Genomic DNA, 18233 nt, shown 5'->3' on the forward strand with positions numbered 1-18233 from the left:
ACGCATCCTTTATTTTGTATCTCATTGATACCTATGGAAAAAACACTAGTGGCTTGATATTTGCATCTAAGGCTATACGGCCTGTCTATGGACCTTTATGGAGCAAGATGATGTTGAGCAAAAGAATAATCACGGCTATGGCTACTCTGTTATTTGCTAATAGCGTGCTGGCCAGCCAGCCACTGGGTACGCCTTTGGTGCTGCAGCTTGGAACGGAATCGACCCTCGCTACGGGCGGGATAATGATGATCGCTGCTGTCTCATTGGCTGTCGGCATCCGCATGGTGAAGCAAAAACAGCAAAGGTAGTATTTTTTCTCCGTCGCTTGCTAGCAAGAGCGTTCGCTAGATGAACCTCTCATTTGCTGGCATTCATGCGCTGATATTTTTTGGCAGCGCATTGCTATTACTCATCCTGGAGACATTGAGGAGAAGCCAGCGTGAGCCCGTTAGGGGCAGGGAGCGCTGGATCGTGAACCTGAGCCTTATGCTCGTGGTTAGTATGGGCGGAACGCTGATATTTGCGGCGGGTCCACTTGATATCGCGCAAGCACAGCAACAGGCTGGGGAGTCGGGCTGGAATCTGCCGCTGATAGTCGAAATTCTGCTGGTATTTCTGCTGTTGGATTTTTGGCGTTATTGGGAGCACAGAGTTTTCCACGAGGTGCCGCTGCTCTGGCGAGTGCATCTGGTTCACCACAGCGATACGTTTGTCGACGTGACTACAGCGGAACGCCACCATCCCTTTGAGGCGCTGCTCACGCTGCCGTTGGCAGCCATGCTGGTGCTGGCGCTTGGCCTGCCGCCAGCCGGCCTGATGCTGTACATGATTATTGCGGGCATGAGTGCGTTGTTTACCCACGCTAATGTTCGTTTGCCCGATAGGGTAGACAGGCGGCTGCGCAGGGTACTGGTAACGCCCTCTGTTCACGCGATTCACCACGGCAGCACACCGGCTTTGGCAGACAGTAATTATGGCGCCATATTCAGCTGCTGGGACCGGATGTTTGGCACTTACTCTGACCCCGAAACCACGCGGGTTGATCACTTCGGGCTGGAATATTTTCATCGGCGCAGCGAGCGCACCCTGGTGCAGACAATGCTGCAGCCATTCCTCTATCGCGCAAAGATGACTGCCTATGAGCGTGAACCGGATGAGCTCGCCGCAGTTGCGGCTATCACCCTGGGGCCCACCTGGGTGCGAGCACTTACCTTATTAGGACTGATCCTGGCCTTTTCTGGTCTGGCCATGTGGCCAACTGTTGTTAACCTGACCTCTATCTGGGCGTCCACAGAGAGCTACCAGTACGCTTGGCTGGTGGTGCCATTTTTCGTATACGCCATGGGCTGGCACTATCGCGAGGAGCTCCTGCGACAGACTCCGCAGCCAGACGCTGCCGGTTTGTTGCTGACCGCAGCTGCGTTGCTGCTGTGGTCGACCGCCGCGCTGGTGCAAATCGACCTGCTACAACATATTGCGCTGGTTATACTCCTGCAGGGTATTTTCCTGGCGGTGCTGGGGCGGGGACTGTGGCTGCGATTTCTGCCGGTGTTTCTGGTACTGCTGTTCATGATTCCATCGGGCGATGTGCTTGAGTTTCCGCTGCGCGTGCTGACGTTGGATATGATTGTTTTCTTCTGCCAGTTGGTAGATTTACCCTACGTATTGGATGGCTTCAGAATTAACGTGGGTGACAATAATTACGTGGTCCTAGATGCCTGCTCTGGCCTCAGCTTTGTCCTGCTGGCAATGTTCCTGAGCTACAGCCTGGGGTCATTGTTGTATCGCAATCTTTTTAAAGTTGTCGGCCTGACCATGCTGGGCGGATTGCTGGGCATAGTTGCCAATGGGTTGCGGGTCAACGCAATAGTCTGGGTAGACTGGATTAGCGGCACCCAAATGGATTTAGGCGCTCACCAGGAATACCAGCTACTGGCTCTCATCTTTATGTTAGGAGGTATTTTTTTGGTGCTCTCGCGATTATCGCTGGAAGCACCCACTGAAAAAGTCACCCCGACGAGGCCTGTCGAGCCTTCCAGTTTGGCGCGCTACTCACCGGCGGCAGTTGCTATGACCATCGGGCTGATGACACTCCTGCAGCTTTTCAGCGGAGGCAACACGACATCTGGCGCGGAGTATCAACTGCCAATTGAGGATGATTGGGTGGTCGATGCGGCACGCAAAACCGGGACCTTGCAACTGCAGCGCGCGGGGGCCTTCCAGGCCACGGTAGTGCTGGCTTTACCAGGCAACGAAAGTCTGCAAACGCCCCGACCGACCAAGGCTGCCGGCGCCTGGCGAGAGACCCGGGTGGAAAAGCACGAGGCCTGTGCTGAGCAGCGCTGCTACCCATTGATACACACGCAATGGAATATGGCTAAAAGCGATGCGGAAAAGCATATGTATTATGCCTACCATATAGGCGGCAGGGTAACCGACTCCAAATTACTGTACCGACTGGCATCGGGCTGGAACCGGCTTCTGGGACGGGAGGAAAGTACCGGCCTGATCTCAATGATGATTGACGGCGACTCGCCGCCGATTCATGAACTCGCGGGCTCCTACTCGCGTATCTTGCAGAGGCTATAACCCGCCACCGTTGGTCTGGGAATTAAGGGGGCAGACTCCTTTAACCTGGAAGTAGCCCGGTGACCTGAATGCATCGACCTCGGTTATTGTGCCTCCGGTGGGCAGTGTCACTCTGCCTTGGGATGGCGCACGCTCCACATGAAATAAAGTGATGCAACAATGCAGGCGATGTTGAGCGCGATGCCGAAGAACGTGTACTCCGGGCTTACTGTCGCTATTTTCTCATTGCCCGAGACCATGGCGTACTGGTTGGCAAAGCCAACAATAGTCAGGCCGCCCGTGAGCAGGCTGAAAACTGACGCGCCCGATACGGCGAGGTAGAGGGCATTGAGAATGGCGGCCTGTACCTTGGTCAGCTGGCTTCCCACGAAGTAAGCAACCAGTAAGTAACCAAACAATACCCCGGTCCATAATGCGAGATCGTTGGCGACCAGCCCGGCCTGCGTTTGCATGAGTCCAATCAAGCCCTGTTCGCGGGCGTACACCATGTACTCCAGTTGCGCTAACTCGAATTCGGTCATACCGTTTCTCCTTATTGTTTTGTGGTCATAATAGTACATAAAGCGTAGGCTTTGGTCGGGTTTGTCCGGGCGCAGTGGTCTACCTGAAATGGGCGTATGCTGTTCAATTCACTGAAACAAAAGCAAAGAGAGCGTGCTCATGCTGGACCTTGTTAGAGAAGCCGTAACAGCGCTGCAGGCGGAAACTGCCGCTTACCCGCAGGGTGTTCAGGTATGGATGAAACTGATGGGGTTTTCGTTCCTGGCCAGTATTGTATTCGTGTACTCACGAGTGGGCGCCCGCTGGATTCTGGCTGCCTTGCTACTGAACGTGCTGGGTCTGGTTACAGGGAAACTGTTATTCCCTGAAGCGAGCAGAATGGTGATTGGTACCTACGTGCATATTCTGTTCTGGCCAGCGATGCTGTGGGGCGTGTGGCGCTCCGCCAAACCGCTTTTACTGTCACGCGCAGCGAACGGTCTGGCCGACTGGGCGTATATGGCCTGGTTGGCGTGGGCGAGTGTATTGATTGCCATCTCGCTGGTGCTGGATTTTGGCAACCTCATTGCTATGTGGGTTTGATGCTATCTGGTGGCGGCGATTTTGGCGTTATCCTCGTATCTTGATGTCTGAACCCTTGAACATGTCATTTTTTGGAGCGTGGACCTTTTAACGATATTGGTGGTCTACTGTTGCTCAACCTTCCGGGAGCTCGTGAACCATGCGCCATTTCATCTTATCCATCCTGCTACTTGCGGGTAGCCTGCCTGCGGCGGCTGAGACCGCGATCGCGCATTTTGCCGGCGGCTGTTTCTGGTGCATGGAGTCTGACTTTGAGGGGCGTGAAGGCATTGTGAATGTGGTCTCAGGGTTTACCGGCGGAACCATGAAAAACCCCACCTACAGCGGTAAACACGACGGCCACTTTGAGGCCATTGAGGTCACCTACGACCCAGCCTTGGTGAGCTACCAGCAGCTGTTGGATATTTTCTGGGTCAACATCGACCCGTTTGATAACAGAGGCCAGTTTTGCGATAAAGGCTTTAGCTATCGCAGCGCCATTTTTCCCGCCAATGCCACCGAGAAAGCTTTGGCTGATAAGTCTCTGAGTAAAGTGGCCGAACGCTTTAAAGGCCAACAGGTTTATACCGAGATTCGCGCTGCCGGCGCCTTCTGGCCAGTGGAGAAATTTCACCAGAACTACGCGGCAAGGAACCCTGTGCGTTACAACTACTATCGCTGGAGCTGTGGTCGCGACCAACGCCTTGAGGCGATTTGGGGCGACGATAGCGGTGCAGGCCACCATTAAGGGTGACAGCTGCTTTTGGAGCTGGCATTGGCCGCGGCACCAAACGGATTTTTCGCGTAAGCATGTGACCCGGGAGACGGTAGTGTTACGTATGCTTGATGATGGCAGTACGGACAAGATTAGAGACGCTACCCTATGAACTTTGAACAATGGCTTGTCGCAATTGGCATGTCACCCAAGACAGCCAAGAGCCATTCGGTAGCCATTGCGGGTGGTCTATCCAGTTGGGCCGCTGCTGCCGACTTGGTTAAGCAATCGCTGCATGAAATTGATAGCGTCAGTGACTTTCGTCATACCTGCGAGAAGCTGCGTCGGCTTGAGATATACGACGCTCGCAATACCGTTGGTAAGGGACTGTACAATGCAGCCCTTCATAACTATGCCGATTATCTTGCTGAAATTACCCAAAGCGCTTTAGAACAAGACCTGAGCGATATCGTAGCGGATGCCCGGCTAACTAATACCGAGAAAACGACTCTCATCAATACCCGTGTGGGGCAGGGTAAGTTTCGTAAGCAGCTTATAGCGCACTGGGGTGGCTGTGCGGTTACGGGTTACGCTGACACCCGGTTCCTGGTGGCTTCGCACATTAAGCCCTGGGTGAGTGCCAGTCATCCGGAGAGGCTAGACCCCTGCAATGGATTACTGCTTGTGCCCAACCTTAGTAAGGTATTTGATCTTGGGTACATTAGCTTCCAGTCTTCAGGTGATATTTGTATATCGGAACAGTTGGAAGATTTTCAGGTGCTGGGTATCGACAGCGCAATGCGCGTGAGTTTGGGTGATGAGCATCAGGACTATTTAAGCTTTCACCGCCGCACAGTATTCAGGCGCTAAGCGCTGGCTAAAGTGGATTAGCCTGCTTCCCACTGATCCAGAAACCGCCACAATGTCGCGCACACTAGCGCATGATCAATCGTCCCATCGAGCATGTAGCCTTTAAGCAGAGCGATATCGACCAACTCGACTGTTGTATTTTCTGTCTCGCTTACATGGACTTTGGCCTCCGTGCCAACAACATGGCCGACAAAGGTATGCAGTTCGTTATTGAATACGGCGGGGTTAGGGTTCAGTACTCCCATCGAAGCGACCTTATCAACAATATGGCCCGTCTCCTCAAGGCACTCACGCTTGGCTGCGTCTGCAGGCAGTTCGCCCGCATCTACCATGCCGCCGGGAATCTCCAGCGTTACCCGCTGGCTGCCGTGGCGATACTGCTTAACCATGACGATTTCACCCTGGCTGGTGACGGGGATGAGATTCACCCAGTGCAGACTGTCTATGACGCAAAACGTGTGGTCTTTGGTGGTATGCGGTGACTGGTCGAGTACCTCCAGCAGTCTGAAAATGCGTGTTTCATTGAGTACTGTGGACTGCAGGCGTTGCCAATCTTGCATAAAAAACTATCTCCTTGGGATGTTGCACGGTGCCTGGCTATGACCGCCACTGCGCGACGTTGGCATAGTCAGGATCTGCTATAAGTACGCGACAAACACCGGTTTGGTTGCGTGCGGCGCCGCATAAAACCGCAATCAAGGGCCAGACTAGCCCGAGTCATGCAAGCAGGGCTCACCCCGCAACCGTTGTGCCAGCAAGTCGATAAAGGCCCTGACCCGGGCTGAGGCATGGCGACTTTCCCGGTGCACAATATGCACCGGATAGTCGGCCGGTTGGTATTGCGGCAAGAGTATCTGCAGCGCCCCGGCCTCGATCTCGGCGGTCACCTGGTAAGACAGCTGTCGGGCGATACCAAAACCAGCCAGCGCTGCGCTGATAGCGGCATCGTTGGAGGTGACGGTTAATCGTGCGTCGGTTTTTAACGGGTGGTCGCTGTCTGCGCCTGAGAAGCGCCAGCCGCTGCCAAAGCCACCAGCTGCCGAAGCGATCAAGCTGTGTTGACGCAGGTCCTGTGGCACTTGCGGTGTGCCATGGCGTGCAAGATAAGCGGGCGTCGCCACCAGTACATGGTGGACCGAGCCTACCCGCAGCGCGCGCATGGAGGAGTCGGGGAGTTCGCCAATACGCACGCCGACATCCAGCCCTTCTTCCAGCAGATTCACCGAGCGATCAAGAAATACAGCCTCTACTTCCATACCCGGGTACTGCTCCAGGTAATCCACGATACCCGGCATTACAAACAACCGGCCGAACATGACGGGCGCTGTCACTGCAAGGTGGCCACGCGGCTCGGCGTTAATGCCGGCCGCAGCATCGTCGGCGGCTTCCAGCCCTGCCAGAATTTGCCGGGCGTCATCAAGGTAGCGCCGGCCGGCTTCGGTGACGCGCACATGGCGGGTGGTGCGATCGAGTAGTTTCACGCCGAGCGTGTCTTCCAGCGCCGCCACCGCGCGGGTGACAGCCGGGGGTGAGAGTTGCAGGCGCCGGGCTGCCGCGGCAAAGCCCTCCTGCTCGGCGACTGCCACGTACACCTGCAGCTGGTGAAAGCGATCCATTAATTATTCCACTTAACGCAACAATGAATTTACATAATAGAGGATTCTTCTTCCAATAGGAATTTGAGAAAGTAGCTACATCGCAACGCAAAGGGCGCTACTGCCCCGCCCAGCAAAGGAAGATTGACCATGGCTCACAAATTCGCCGAGATCGCATTTACCCCTGTCGTTCGGGCCATCCAGACACAACAGGGCAGCCGCGGCGGTTATGCCCGCATGGATGGCGGCGATGACTACAACCACCAACTGAGTGGCCGTGAGGCAATGTTTATTGCTGCCCGCGACAGCTTTTACATGTCCAGTGTGAGCGAAAGCGGCTGGCCTTACTTGCAGCACCGCGGTGGGCCCGCAGGATTTATGAAGGTCCTGGACGAGCGCACCATCGGCTTCGCAGACTTTGCCGGTAACCGCCAGTACGTGAGCACCGGCAACTTCAGCACCAACAACCGCGTGGCGCTGTTCTTTATGGACTACCCCAATCGCACGCGCCTGAAACTGCTGGGCCGGGTACGCACCATTGGGCTGGACGAGCCAGAGCTGCTGGCGCGGCTGGAAGATGCCGACTACCCCGCTCAAATAGAGCGTGGCTTTGTGATTGAGGTAGAAGCCTTTGACTGGAATTGCCCGCAACACATTACTCCTCGATTTACCCAGGCCGAGGTTGAACACGAACTCACCGAGCTGCGCGCAGAGAACCAGCACCTGCAAGACCTGCTGGCAGGCTCGGTAGAGCGGCAACCGGCCGCGACTCAACCCAACCCGCCACCAACATCAGAGGTGCTGGGCGAGGGCCCCTTAGAGCTTATCGTCAGTGGCGTACGCCAACTGGCACCCAAGGTGAGAGCGTTTGAGCTGCGTGACCCCAAAGGCGGCGAGTTGCCGCCGGTGGAAGCGGGTTCGCACCTGCGCGTTCCCGTGCGCCTGCCGTCTGGCGCAGTGGTAGACCGCCATTACTCCATTGCCTCTAACCCGCAGCGCACTGACATCTACGAGATTGCCGTGCTGCGTGAAGAGGCGGGCAGCGGGGGCTCTGCCGCCGTGCACGACAGCTATAGCATTGGCACGCGTTTGCGCGTCGACCTGCCCGCTAATCACTTTGGATTACACGAGGACAAACGTCCGGCGCTGCTGATTGCCGGCGGTATTGGCATAACTCCCATCAAAGCTATGGCCCAGGCACTGGCGGCACGTGATTCCAAGTTTCATCTGCACTACGCAGGTCGCAGCCGTTTGGCGATGCCATTTCGTGATCGTCTGCAGCGCCAACTGGCTGATCGGTTGACCGTATACAGCAGCGACGATGGGCAGCGGATGGACGTTGCGGCCCTGTTGGTTGCCGCCGCAGACGACACCGTGATTTACGTGTGCGGACCACACAGCCTGATTAGCGCGGTAACCGCCGCGGCAAAGGCGCTGGGCATAGCGCGCGAGCGTGTGCGCCTGGAACTGTTTGCCTGATGAACAACGTTTAACAAACCTTTAATAACTGACTAACAAACCCGTGCAACCGTGCGGGTCACCCAAGGAGAACCATCATGACTACCATCAAACTTCACAGACACGCATTATCCGGCCACTCTCACCGCGCGCAGCTGCTGCTGTCGCTGTTGGGCATTGATGCCACCCTGGTCGACGTGGACCTGGCCGCCGGTGAACACAAACAGGCCGAGTTTCTGGCCAAAAACGCTCTGGGCCAAGTGCCCGTGTTGGAAGACGGCGATACTGTTATTGCCGACTCTAACGCGATTCTGGTGTATCTGGCCGAGCGCTACGATACCAGCCATACCTGGTTGCCCACCGAGCCGCTGGCGGCCGCGCAAGTGCAGCGCTTTCTGTCGATAGCGGCGGGGCAGGTAGCCTCGGGGCCGGCGTCAGCCCGACTGGTCAATGTCTTTGGTGCTGCCCTTGACCATCAGCGGGCCATGACAGTAGCGCACAACCTGCTGGAGGTACTGGAGTCTCACCTGATTGAGCGCGAGTGGCTGGTGGGTAGTCATCCGACCCTTGCCGACGTGGCCAACTACGCCTATATCGCCCATGCCCCCGAAGGCGATGTGTCGCTGGCAAACTACCCCAACGTGCGGGCGTGGCTGGCGCGCATCGCAGCGTTGCCCGGGTTTGTACCCATGCAGGCCACTGCGGTAGGGCTGGCTGCTTAAAGGCTTGCCTCTGCGGGCGTTAAGGTGCGCAGAGGCATTTGTCCCGCTTTAAGCTGGGTCAGGCACTTGCATCATTGGCTGATTAGGCAATACTGTCGGGATAAAATCTAACGAAAGGAAATTCTCATGCTACTGACCCGCATGCAAAGTGCAGCGCTCACCCTTCTTCTGTTACCCGCGTGGGTGCTGGCAGCCGACAGGCCCAACGTTTTGATCATCTGGGGGGACGATATTGGTATCAGCAATATTAGTGCTTACAGCGATGGCATGATGGGGTATCGCACCCCCAATATTGACCGAATCGCCGATGAAGGCGTTCGGTTTACCGATTATTACGGTGACCAGAGTTGTACCGCCGGTCGCTCAACCTTTATTACGGGTCAGGCTGGCCTGCGTACCGGGCTGACCAAAGTGGGGCTTCCTGGGTCCGAACTGGGCCTGCAGGACAGGGATATCACTATTGCCGAAGTGCTCAAGTCGCGGGGCTATGCGACCGGGCAGTTTGGCAAAAACCACCTGGGTGACAAAGACGAATTCCTGCCCACTGCCCATGGTTTTGACGAGTTCTTTGGCAACTTGTACCACCTCAATGCCGAGGAAGAGCCGGAAGATGAAGACTACCCCAAGGCAGAGTGGTTTCAGCAACGGTTTGGCCCCCGTGGCGTCATTCGTTCCTATGCCGATGGACGCATAGAAGACACCGGTCCGCTGACGCGCAAGCGCATGGAAACTACCGACGAAGAATTTGTCACAGCCGCGCAAAAATTTGTTGATACCCAGGTCAAGGCCGACAAGCCGTTTTTCGTCTGGCTCAATACCACCGGCATGCACTTTCGGACCCATCGCGCCGAGAAGCACGTGGGCAAATCGGGGCAGGGCTTCTACAACGATGTGATGGTGGCTCACGATGCGCTGGTTGGCGATATGTTGAACCAGTTGGATGAGTTGGGTATTGCCGATGACACCATCGTCTTTTATTCCACCGATAATGGCGTGCATTACAACACCTGGCCCGATGCCGGTATTACGCCTTTTCGCTCCGAGAAAAACTCTAACTGGGAAGGTGCCTATCGGGTACCTGCCATGGTGCGCTGGCCGGCCAAAATACCAGCGGGTAGTGTCTCTAACGACATTATGTCGCACCTGGACTGGATGCCGACGCTGGCAGCGGCGGCCGGAGAGCCCGACCTGAAACAGAAGTTTCTTAAGGGTGATACCGGCGTCACGGGCAAGACCGGTCGCAAATACCGTCTGCATCTGGATGGCTATAATTTTATGCCCTACTTGAGTGGGGAGGCTGCCAAGGGCCCGCGCCAGGAATTTCATTACTTGAGCGACGAGGGTATGCCGGTGGGTGTGCGTGTGGGTGACTGGAAAATTGTCTACGCAGAGAACCGCGCCAAGACCATGGCGCTGTGGGCGGAGCCGTTTGTGACCCTGCGTATGTTCAAGATCTTCAACTTGCGCCGGGACCCGTTTGAGCGAGCCGATCACAACTCCAATTCCTACTGGGACTGGATGATCGACAAGGCCCCGCAAGGCTACCTGGGTCTGGCGACCACGCAGCAGTTTCTGATGACCTTCAAGGACTACCCGCCCAGCCAAAAAGCCGACTCCTGGTCAATCGACAAGTTAACTGATGAGCTGTTAAAGCAGGAATAGCGGCAGATTTGATGCTTGCCTGCACGCCGACTTGGCGTGCAGCGGCATGGCCATTGAACCCCAAAAAACCGATTGCCGCTTCTAAAAAGGGGTCAGAGCCCTTTATGATCATTGTTCTTTCAAGAAAAGGGCTCTGACCCCTTATAGTTAATCTTGTCGTATTTTTGCTCGGAATCGTGATGACCTGGGCGGCCCTGCACACCAAATCTGCTCGTTCCTGAGGTAAGGCGCACACCTGTCTGTACCCAATGATTCGCCCCCTCGCTGCTAGCGCCGCAAAGATAAGGTCGCTTCACATTGATCTTCACACGAACTTCGCCCGTATACCCCGCACTAATTGCTCTGAACACACCCTCTGTCCAAACCTATACTGGCCGCTCAGGAAAATATTTATGTCACTTAAAGCTATTGCATTCGGTTCCATTGGAACCTTGATTGAAACCTCAGAAATCCAGCGAAGCGCGTTCAATAACGCATTCAAGGAACACGGTCTGGACTGGAACTGGACGCGAGATGACTATAGCAGGATGCTCCTACAATCTGGAGGGCGCCAGCGCATTGCAGCCTATGCCAATACTCATAACGCCGATGTCGACGCCAACGAAATCCATCAGACGAAAACAAAGCTTTTCGATGCTCATATTGAGGAGCATGGCGCGCCAATACGCGCCGGCGTAAAAGAGGTCATTGAGTTTGCCAAACAAACTGGCAGGAAACTGGCTCTGGTCAGCACAACCAGTGAAGACAACATTATTGCCACTTTGACAGTTCTGAGTGGCCTTGTGGATCGTGACGACTTTGCATTTATTGGCAATGCGTCAATGGTCGAGAACGGGAAGCCGGCGCCAGATATTTATATCAAAGCGATGCATGACATGGCCATAAAACCAGACGAGGTTATCGCTATCGAAGACTCAGAACCCAGCCTTGAATCTGCGGTGGCGGCAGGAATTCGCTGCATTGGATTTCCGGGTGAGAATACGGCAGAACAAAATTATGACGGTGCTATTGTTCGAGTTGATGCTCTGACCACAGCAATGTTCTCTGACAAATGAGCTAAGTCGTCCAACGCTTCAATCGAAGGCGAGTTTAAAGGGCTCAGGTTAAAGGGGTCAGAGCCCTTTCATGATCTTTGTTCGTTCAAGAAAAGGGCTCTGACCCCTTATAGTTTTAGACTCTCCAAACAAATGATCGAGCCCGACGGATCAGGCTTTTTGACTGGTGTCTTCGTTTGCTGCGTACCAGATGAACAGACCAAATGCGATTTTGTTTAAAACGTCGGCGAGGTTGTAAACGATGTTAAGAGTGCCAGCGTCCGTACCACCGGCCATATAGCCGAAGAAGTAGCCCAGCGGGTAGATCGACCATCCGATTGTCACAGTCCACTTCATAAGGCTGTACGATTTTTGCACGGCCGGGGGCGCTTCTGAAGCCGCCACTTTACTCGCTTCTCCGAAGAAGATTTCATAGAGTATGAAGGCCCAGCCAACCATTCCAATGCTGAACCCGAGCGTGACATTCATGTAGCCAGCTTCACCCATGTAGCCGGGGACAAGCATAACCAGAGTGCCGATGAGCAAACGCCAAAAAATGCCGCCGGAAACTTTGGCGATGGCAGCAAGGATAAGATAGAACTCAATCATCAGCAGCGGCACGGTTAACAACCAATCAATGTACCTGAAATCGGTTGGTGTGCTGCCGGTAGAAACCCAGACTTCGCGCATGTAAAAGTAGTGAAACGCTGCGATAAAAGTCACCAGCGCTGAGACGGTGAGCGACGTTGCCCACTTACCCCCCATCCTCAACGATTCCATGAGGAAGAAGATGGTAGCCGCGGCGAGTGCCATTGAAATCAACCAAAATGAGTAGCCGACGAAGTCGCCAGATTGAAGCATCGCCGAGTCGCCTGCCGCGGCTGTAGCGAGAGGGCTGAAGAAAAACAGACTTAAGAGTGTTGTAGCTAGAGATGTAAACGTAAATTTACTTTTCATAAAAGACTCCGAGATTGTAAGTTATTAAAGGTACCTCGGCTGGCTTTTTTGTAACCAGTCAATAAGCGTACGATAAAAAATCGGTACTGGATTACTGTGCCGTTTTGGCAGCTCGAGTGTTCCGTGTAATTGCATTAAGGCGTGCTGCCCGTTTCTCTTTTTACCGGATGAGTTTTAAGGGGTCAGAGCCCTTTAAGAGGCTTGTCATCAGGTAGCCTAATCACGCAACATAGCCTGAGTGACCAAAGCTCTAATAATAATCGGGTTCAAACATGGCTATTGAAACCAAAAAAACTTATTGCCGCTTCTGTCTGGGCTGCTGCGCTATGGACATAGACGTGGATGGCGATGAGCTTATTGCCCTGCGCGGCGACCCTGATAATGTTTTGTCTGGCGGTTATACCTGCCTGCGCGGCCGCGAGCTGATTACCATGCACCAGCACCCGGACCGGATTCGCGGCGTGCTCAAGCGCGAGGGCGACAACTTTGTCGAGATGGACCAGTCACAGGCGCTGGATGAAGTTGCGGCCAAGTTGCAGTCCCTGCTTGAACAATACGGCGGTCGATCCATTGCCACCTATAACGGCAGTTGGGCCTTTACCAACTACCCGACACTGTTTGTGTCCAAAGCCTTTCATCGGGCCATAGATTCTCCGTCACTGTTCTCGCCCATCACCCTGGACCAGCCCGCCAAGGCCTATATGCCCGCGCGCTTTGGCGCCTGGTCGGCGGGGGTCCACTCCTTCAAGGATGCCGACGTGGTGATGTTCATTGGCTGCAACACGGTGGTATCGCAATATTCGTCCGCCGGTGGCTTGCCACCCTACAACCCCTACCGGCGCCTGCAGGACGCGCTGGACAAAGGCGTTAACGTGATTGTAATAGACCCGCGCGAAACCGAAACCGCGCGCAGGGCCAGGCTGCACCTGCAGGTGCGCCCCGGCGAAGACCCCACCCTGCTGGCAGGCATCATCAGAATCATTATTGACGAGCGGCTCTACGACAAAGCCTTCTGTGACGAGTTTGTCGACAGCATCAGTGCCCTGCGCGACGCACTGGAACCCTTTACCCCGGACTATGCTGCCAAACGCAGTGATGTACCTGAGCAGCAACTGTATGAGGCCGCACGCATGTTCGCCGGCGGCAACAAAGGCGCCGCCTCCACCGGCACCGGCCCGGAAATGGCGCCCAATGGCTCACTCACCGAACATATGGTCACCACTCTCAACGCCATTTGCGGGCGCTTCTATCGCGAAGGGGAAAACCCCACTGGCTGTGCACCGCTATCACCCGCGCGGCCGCGCAAGGCCCAGGTTATTTTTCCGCCCAAGGCCTGGGGCGAGCATTCACAGCCCACTCGGTTCCGGGGCCTGACCCAGCTGGGTGATGAGCTACCCTGCAACGTTATGGCCGATGAAATATTGACCCCCGGTGCAGGCCAGATAAGAGCCCTGTTTGTGAATGGCGGTAACCCGGTGGTGGCGTTCCCCAATCAGGACAAAGTGGCCCGGGCCATGGAAGACCTGGAACTACTGGTAGCCCTGGACCCCTGGTTCTCGGCCACCTCGCGCCGGGCCCATTATATTTTTGGTCCCAAGCTGCAGCTGGAGCGAGAAGAAGCCACCCTGCTGGGGGAGATCTACTTTGAGGAGTCTTACTCCCATTACACCGACAAAGTCACCAGTGCCAACGCCAACCTGCTGGAAGAGTGGGAGCTGTACTGGGAGTTGGCCACCCGCATGGGCATACCGCTGGAGGTGAATGGCGTTGCCCTGGATATGACCCAACGGCCCAGCAAGTTTGAGATTACCGAAATCATGACCCAGGGCTCAGCAGTGCCTTTGCAGCAGGTACGTGACGAGACCATCACCAGCGGCGGTAAGATTTTTAATCAAGCCGTGCGCCCGGTAGCCCCCAAAAGTGAAAGAAACCAGCACCGCTTCAAGCTGCTGCCTGAAGATGTAGCCCAGCAGCTCAAAGACGTTATCACCGAACCCCTCAATGAGCAGGGCCAGCCCCAGAGTAATGCGAGCTACAGCCACCTGCTGGTATCGCGGCGCATCAAACAGTTCTTCAACTCTACCGGCCACAACTTCAATAAGCTCAAAGACAAAGGCACCACCAACTACGCCTATATCCACTCCAGCGACCTGGCCAAGCTGAACCTGGCATCAGAGACCCTGGTCGAAATCGTTTCAGAAGCGGGCACCATAGCCGGGGTGGTCAAGGCCAGTGACGATGTAAAGCCGGGAGTCATCTCCATGGCCCACGCCTTTGGCGACACCACCAGCAACACAGACAATGTTAGGCAGCAGGGTTCATCGACCAACGTACTGGCGAGTGATGAGAAGTATTATGACCCTATTACCGGACAGGCACGGCAGAGTGCTATTCCGGTTAATATTCGGGTGGTTTGAAACGAGAGCATTATTCTCGTGGCTGATCCCAGCCAACGTCGTTGGCGCGCTATGTAAGGCTGATGGCGGTTACGGCCATTTATTCAAGAGACTCCGTGATTGAAAATTGCGAGATGAAAACTCTGTATGTTGGTATCGATCTAGCGATCGCGAAGAAGAAGTATCTGCCCATTTGCCTTTGTTCATGGGACGGAGAAAGGCTACTGCCGGTAGATTTGACGCAGCTGACTTGTAGGCCGCCCAGAGGCAGAGGGAACCTGGCAGTATTGGACGCGGAGCTGGTTAAGCGCTTTGTAGACGAGGCAGCGACTTACCTTCAGGCGGTAGCTACGAAACTGGGTGGCAGGATTGTCCGAATTGGCATTGATGCGCCGAGATCACCGCGTGTCGAAAACCAGAAAAGGCGCGCCGCTGAAGTCGCCATGGACCAAGCGGGAATCAGCTGCTTCACTACTCCTAGCGCCAGCGAATTTGAAATGATTTTTGGAAAAGTAAGGCGCCACATCGCCAATGGTGGTGAGGAAAGCCGCCTACCTCATGCTAACCAGTTATGGATGCAGGTAGGTTTTCGACTGTTCGAAAGGCTTTCGTCAATTGCTCCATGTATAGAAGTTTTCCCTCAGGCCACAGTTAGGGCTATAGGCTCTGGTGCCATTCATAAGAGTCAGGCGGGAGTTGTGGAGAGTCAATTGAGCACGGCGGCGCAGTACACGGGGTGGCCAGCTGGCGGTGGACGAGAGGTAGTGCTCGGCCAAATAGGTTTTGGTAGTAACCACGACCTGCTGGATGCCTACTTGTCGGCTTGGGTCGCAGCGCTGCCAGAGTCAGAGCGACGAGCTATGGGTGTACCGCCTGAAGATGTTGTATGGGTGCCCAGAGTAGGGGAGCCAGCCTTTGAGCGCCCAAAGGTTATCAACAAGCCAATAAGGGCTGTAGGGTCGCAAGATACCCCTCGAGCCTCAGACGGCCTACAAAGGCTGTGCCCAGGCTGTGGGCAACATCAGTTCAAGCGCTGGCCATTCGGCTGGGATGTCCATGCTGCACATCGTTGTGTCGGTCTTAAGTCTACCGACCCAATAGCGCGGAAGGCTGAGTATCGTGGTTTATATGCGCATCTTTTCCCCGGCAGAAAGAAATGATGCCGGCTGGGTCTCTCTATCATGCTGATGGCTGTTACGGACTCGCCCCTGAAAGTCGAGCTGACAGACAATTCCCCAATGAGGGCTGCTATAGCACTTATGGCTTAGAATTCAGCTTGGTTCAGAATCTAAGGACAAGAAGTTGATCTATGTAGGCCGCATAACCGCAAACTATGCTGTATCTTTACAAATCTTCAATTCCTTCCACTAGAATTGGGTAGCGTAGCAATGCGTCTCTGTTGATCAAGATAATGGCGAAATGGTTAAGGCCAGTGTGTTTTATGAATGTTGAATAATGTATTCAGTGGAATTACAACGAGTTCTTTAAGAGGCCCGGTAGTAGCTTGCTACGAATACAAATAATATGAATATTGTTATCAGAATACTCGGGAAATCAAAAATATCTACTAGAGTGAATTGTAAATGCGTCTAAAAAAAGCGTTAAGCATGCTCTCAAAGTCATCGCCCTATGCAGTTTCAACTGTTGGCGAAAGCATTGATAAAGAGCTAGAGAAAATTAAGCAGTATCTCTATGTAGAGACGGATATCGAAAGAGCATTTAGAGAAAAACTGAACGAAATTCAGTCACATGAGATCATTTTTCTGTGTGGTAGTAGTGGAGACGGAAAGTCAGAAATACTGACCCGATATAGAGAGGCATACCAAGGCAAAGTTGATTTTCACCTGGATGCCACACATAGCTTCAAGCCCGATGACACGGCCGTGGAGACGTTGGACTCGATTTTTGCTAAGTTCACTAATTCTGACAGGCCACTAGTAGTCGGAATAAATATCGGAATGCTGGGTAATTATGAACGTGAGGGTGATGATGCTCATAGTAATGTCAGATCTGCTATAAAGTGTTTTTTGGAAGGCGAGCAGCTAGCAGGTGACTATACATTTATTGATTTCGAGGCGTTTCCAAAATTTCAGATCGTAAATGGCGAGGTCGACTCAGAGTTTTTCAGCGGACTAATGGATAAGGTGGTAAAAGATGAAGTGGATAACCCATTTCGAGAAGCCCTCAATGAAGAAATTTCCCGCGGTACTCACAATCTCCTAGTCGCCAACTTTCTCCTGCTAGGTGAGCATTCAGTACAAAAAATAATTGTAGAGCTGCTTCTTTGTGCGCGCATAAGAAAGGATCAGTTTATTACCGCACGTATGCTTTTAGATTTTGTCTATTGCCTTTTAACTGGACCGGGCTATCTTTTCGACAACCTATTCAGTGGGGGTGACAATGAGCTTTTGGCTGCTTTGGCTGATTTCGACCCGAGTATCATACGTAATAAGCAGTTGGATTTGTTTGTTATACACAGGACTCTCGATTTCCGGGACGACAGCTATCTCGACTTCGTGAACGAATTGGAGTCAAGATATAGGGTTAAAGGTGATCTAGATCCTACCTCTCTAATTAGATGCTTCTATTTGCTTAAAAGCACTGAGCTAGAGAATGGCTATCACCTAAGATTCTCTGATTCTTTTGACGAAGCATCTTTGACGCTATACAAAAAAATATGGCAGCTGCATAAGGAATTTGACGGCAGTAGTGAAAGCAGAGCGCTACTAAAGCCATTTTACAACGAGATAGTCCTTCTTTCGATTAACAAGTATGCAAATAAGAACGCCTCATATCTAACGAAAGATGAATTTTACATTTCTTCTCATGGGTTATCTGACCTTGCAGCTGAGGTAGATATCGCTATCAGCTACCCGCGCATTCAAGCTGATGAAATACATGATATCTCTGAATTTAACCTGCATATTATTGTTAACGAAGATCAGCTAGAGCCGGTTCCGGTAAATGTGAATTTGCTGGCGATGATGATGGATATCTGCGCTGGTTTCCGGCCAAATAAGCACAACAAAAATAGCGTTGTTCTTTTGGATGAGTTAGTGAATAAGATCACTCGTCATGCGAGTAACTCTAAAGTGCTTTTCCTCCATCGAAACGGATTGCGTATTAAGATAAAAGAGAATCCTGATGGCGATATTCGAGTGGGTGGCCTTTAA

The 18233-nt window shown here is 53.6% G+C and carries 16 protein-coding genes; 12 read left to right on the top strand and 4 right to left on the bottom strand.

Translation table 11 applies throughout. The features are described 5' to 3' along the window. Positions 1-137: 137 nt before the first annotated feature. Together EYC98_RS18515 and EYC98_RS18520 are read left to right on the top strand one after the other, a co-directional pair. Positions 138-308, top strand: coding sequence for a hypothetical protein (locus EYC98_RS18515; RefSeq protein WP_279246881.1), 171 nt, complete (start codon positions 138-140; stop codon positions 306-308). Positions 309-348: 40 nt separating this feature from the next. Next, positions 349-2589 carry an archaeosortase/exosortase family protein gene (locus EYC98_RS18520; RefSeq protein WP_279246882.1) on the top strand — a complete coding sequence of 747 codons (2241 nt, stop codon included), beginning with the start codon at positions 349-351 and terminating at the stop codon, positions 2587-2589. Between the two features lie 107 nt (positions 2590-2696). Here EYC98_RS18520 and EYC98_RS18525 read toward each other — a convergent pair whose 3' ends face one another. Next, complete coding sequence (locus EYC98_RS18525; protein ID WP_279246883.1) at positions 2697-3110, bottom strand: hypothetical protein; 414 nt, start codon at positions 3108-3110, stop codon at positions 2697-2699. Between the two features lie 139 nt (positions 3111-3249). On the opposite strand from EYC98_RS18525, the gene EYC98_RS18530 reads away from it, so the two are divergent. From EYC98_RS18530 to EYC98_RS18540, 3 genes are all read left to right on the top strand, one after another. Continuing rightward, positions 3250-3672: a hypothetical protein gene (locus EYC98_RS18530; protein WP_279246884.1), complete on the top strand. Its 423-nt coding sequence runs from the start codon at positions 3250-3252 to the stop codon at positions 3670-3672. Between the two features lie 139 nt (positions 3673-3811). After that, the gene (msrA, locus tag EYC98_RS18535; protein ID WP_279246885.1) at positions 3812-4399 is read left to right on the top strand and encodes a peptide-methionine (S)-S-oxide reductase MsrA; all 588 of its coding nucleotides are present in this window, start codon (positions 3812-3814) and stop codon (positions 4397-4399) included. A 135-nt stretch (positions 4400-4534) separates the two neighbouring features. Then, complete coding sequence (locus tag EYC98_RS18540; RefSeq protein WP_279246886.1) at positions 4535-5236, top strand: HNH endonuclease; 702 nt, start codon at positions 4535-4537, stop codon at positions 5234-5236. A gap of 17 nt (positions 5237-5253) precedes the next feature. Here EYC98_RS18540 and EYC98_RS18545 read toward each other — a convergent pair whose 3' ends face one another. Both EYC98_RS18545 and EYC98_RS18550 read right to left on the bottom strand, forming a co-directional pair. Further along, entirely contained in the window at positions 5254-5796 is a 543-nt protein-coding gene (locus tag EYC98_RS18545; RefSeq protein ID WP_279246887.1) for an NUDIX hydrolase, read from the bottom strand. Between the two features lie 147 nt (positions 5797-5943). Then, entirely contained in the window at positions 5944-6852 is a 909-nt protein-coding gene (locus EYC98_RS18550; protein ID WP_279246888.1) for a LysR family transcriptional regulator, read from the bottom strand. 129 nt (positions 6853-6981) lie between these two features. Here EYC98_RS18550 and EYC98_RS18555 point away from each other — a divergent pair, with 129 nt between their 5' ends. From EYC98_RS18555 to EYC98_RS18570, 4 genes are all read left to right on the top strand, one after another. Continuing rightward, on the top strand, positions 6982-8310 hold the full coding sequence (locus tag EYC98_RS18555) for a pyridoxamine 5'-phosphate oxidase family protein (protein ID WP_279246889.1): 1329 nt from the start codon (positions 6982-6984) through the stop codon (positions 8308-8310). A gap of 77 nt (positions 8311-8387) precedes the next feature. Then, positions 8388-9011 (top strand): glutathione S-transferase family protein, encoded by a 624-nt coding sequence (locus EYC98_RS18560; protein WP_279246890.1) that lies wholly within the window; start codon positions 8388-8390, stop codon positions 9009-9011. A gap of 126 nt (positions 9012-9137) precedes the next feature. After that, positions 9138-10673 carry an arylsulfatase gene (locus EYC98_RS18565; RefSeq protein ID WP_420887198.1) on the top strand — a complete coding sequence of 512 codons (1536 nt, stop codon included), beginning with the start codon at positions 9138-9140 and terminating at the stop codon, positions 10671-10673. Positions 10674-11065: 392 nt separating this feature from the next. Beyond that, a complete protein-coding gene (locus EYC98_RS18570) occupies positions 11066-11728 on the top strand; it encodes an HAD family hydrolase (RefSeq protein WP_279246891.1) in 663 nt (220 codons plus the stop codon). 150 nt (positions 11729-11878) lie between these two features. On the opposite strand, the gene EYC98_RS18575 is transcribed toward EYC98_RS18570, so the two are convergent. After that, positions 11879-12664, bottom strand: a complete 786-nt coding sequence (locus tag EYC98_RS18575; RefSeq protein WP_279246892.1) for a bacteriorhodopsin-like — start codon at positions 12662-12664, stop codon at positions 11879-11881. Positions 12665-12936: 272 nt separating this feature from the next. Between EYC98_RS18575 and EYC98_RS18580 the strand changes: the two genes are divergently transcribed. From EYC98_RS18580 to dptF, 3 genes are all read left to right on the top strand, one after another. Beyond that, complete coding sequence (locus tag EYC98_RS18580; RefSeq protein ID WP_279246893.1) at positions 12937-15081, top strand: molybdopterin-containing oxidoreductase family protein; 2145 nt, start codon at positions 12937-12939, stop codon at positions 15079-15081. Positions 15082-15176: 95 nt separating this feature from the next. Then, complete coding sequence (locus EYC98_RS18585) at positions 15177-16220, top strand: DUF429 domain-containing protein (RefSeq protein WP_279246894.1); 1044 nt, start codon at positions 15177-15179, stop codon at positions 16218-16220. A 423-nt stretch (positions 16221-16643) separates the two neighbouring features. Beyond that, complete coding sequence (gene dptF, locus EYC98_RS18590) at positions 16644-18233, top strand: DNA phosphorothioation-dependent restriction protein DptF (protein WP_279246895.1); 1590 nt, start codon at positions 16644-16646, stop codon at positions 18231-18233.

Origin of the sequence: Candidatus Litorirhabdus singularis (assembly GCF_026262625.1) — a bacterium.
Lineage (GTDB): Bacteria > Pseudomonadota > Gammaproteobacteria > Pseudomonadales > Halieaceae > Litorirhabdus > Litorirhabdus singularis.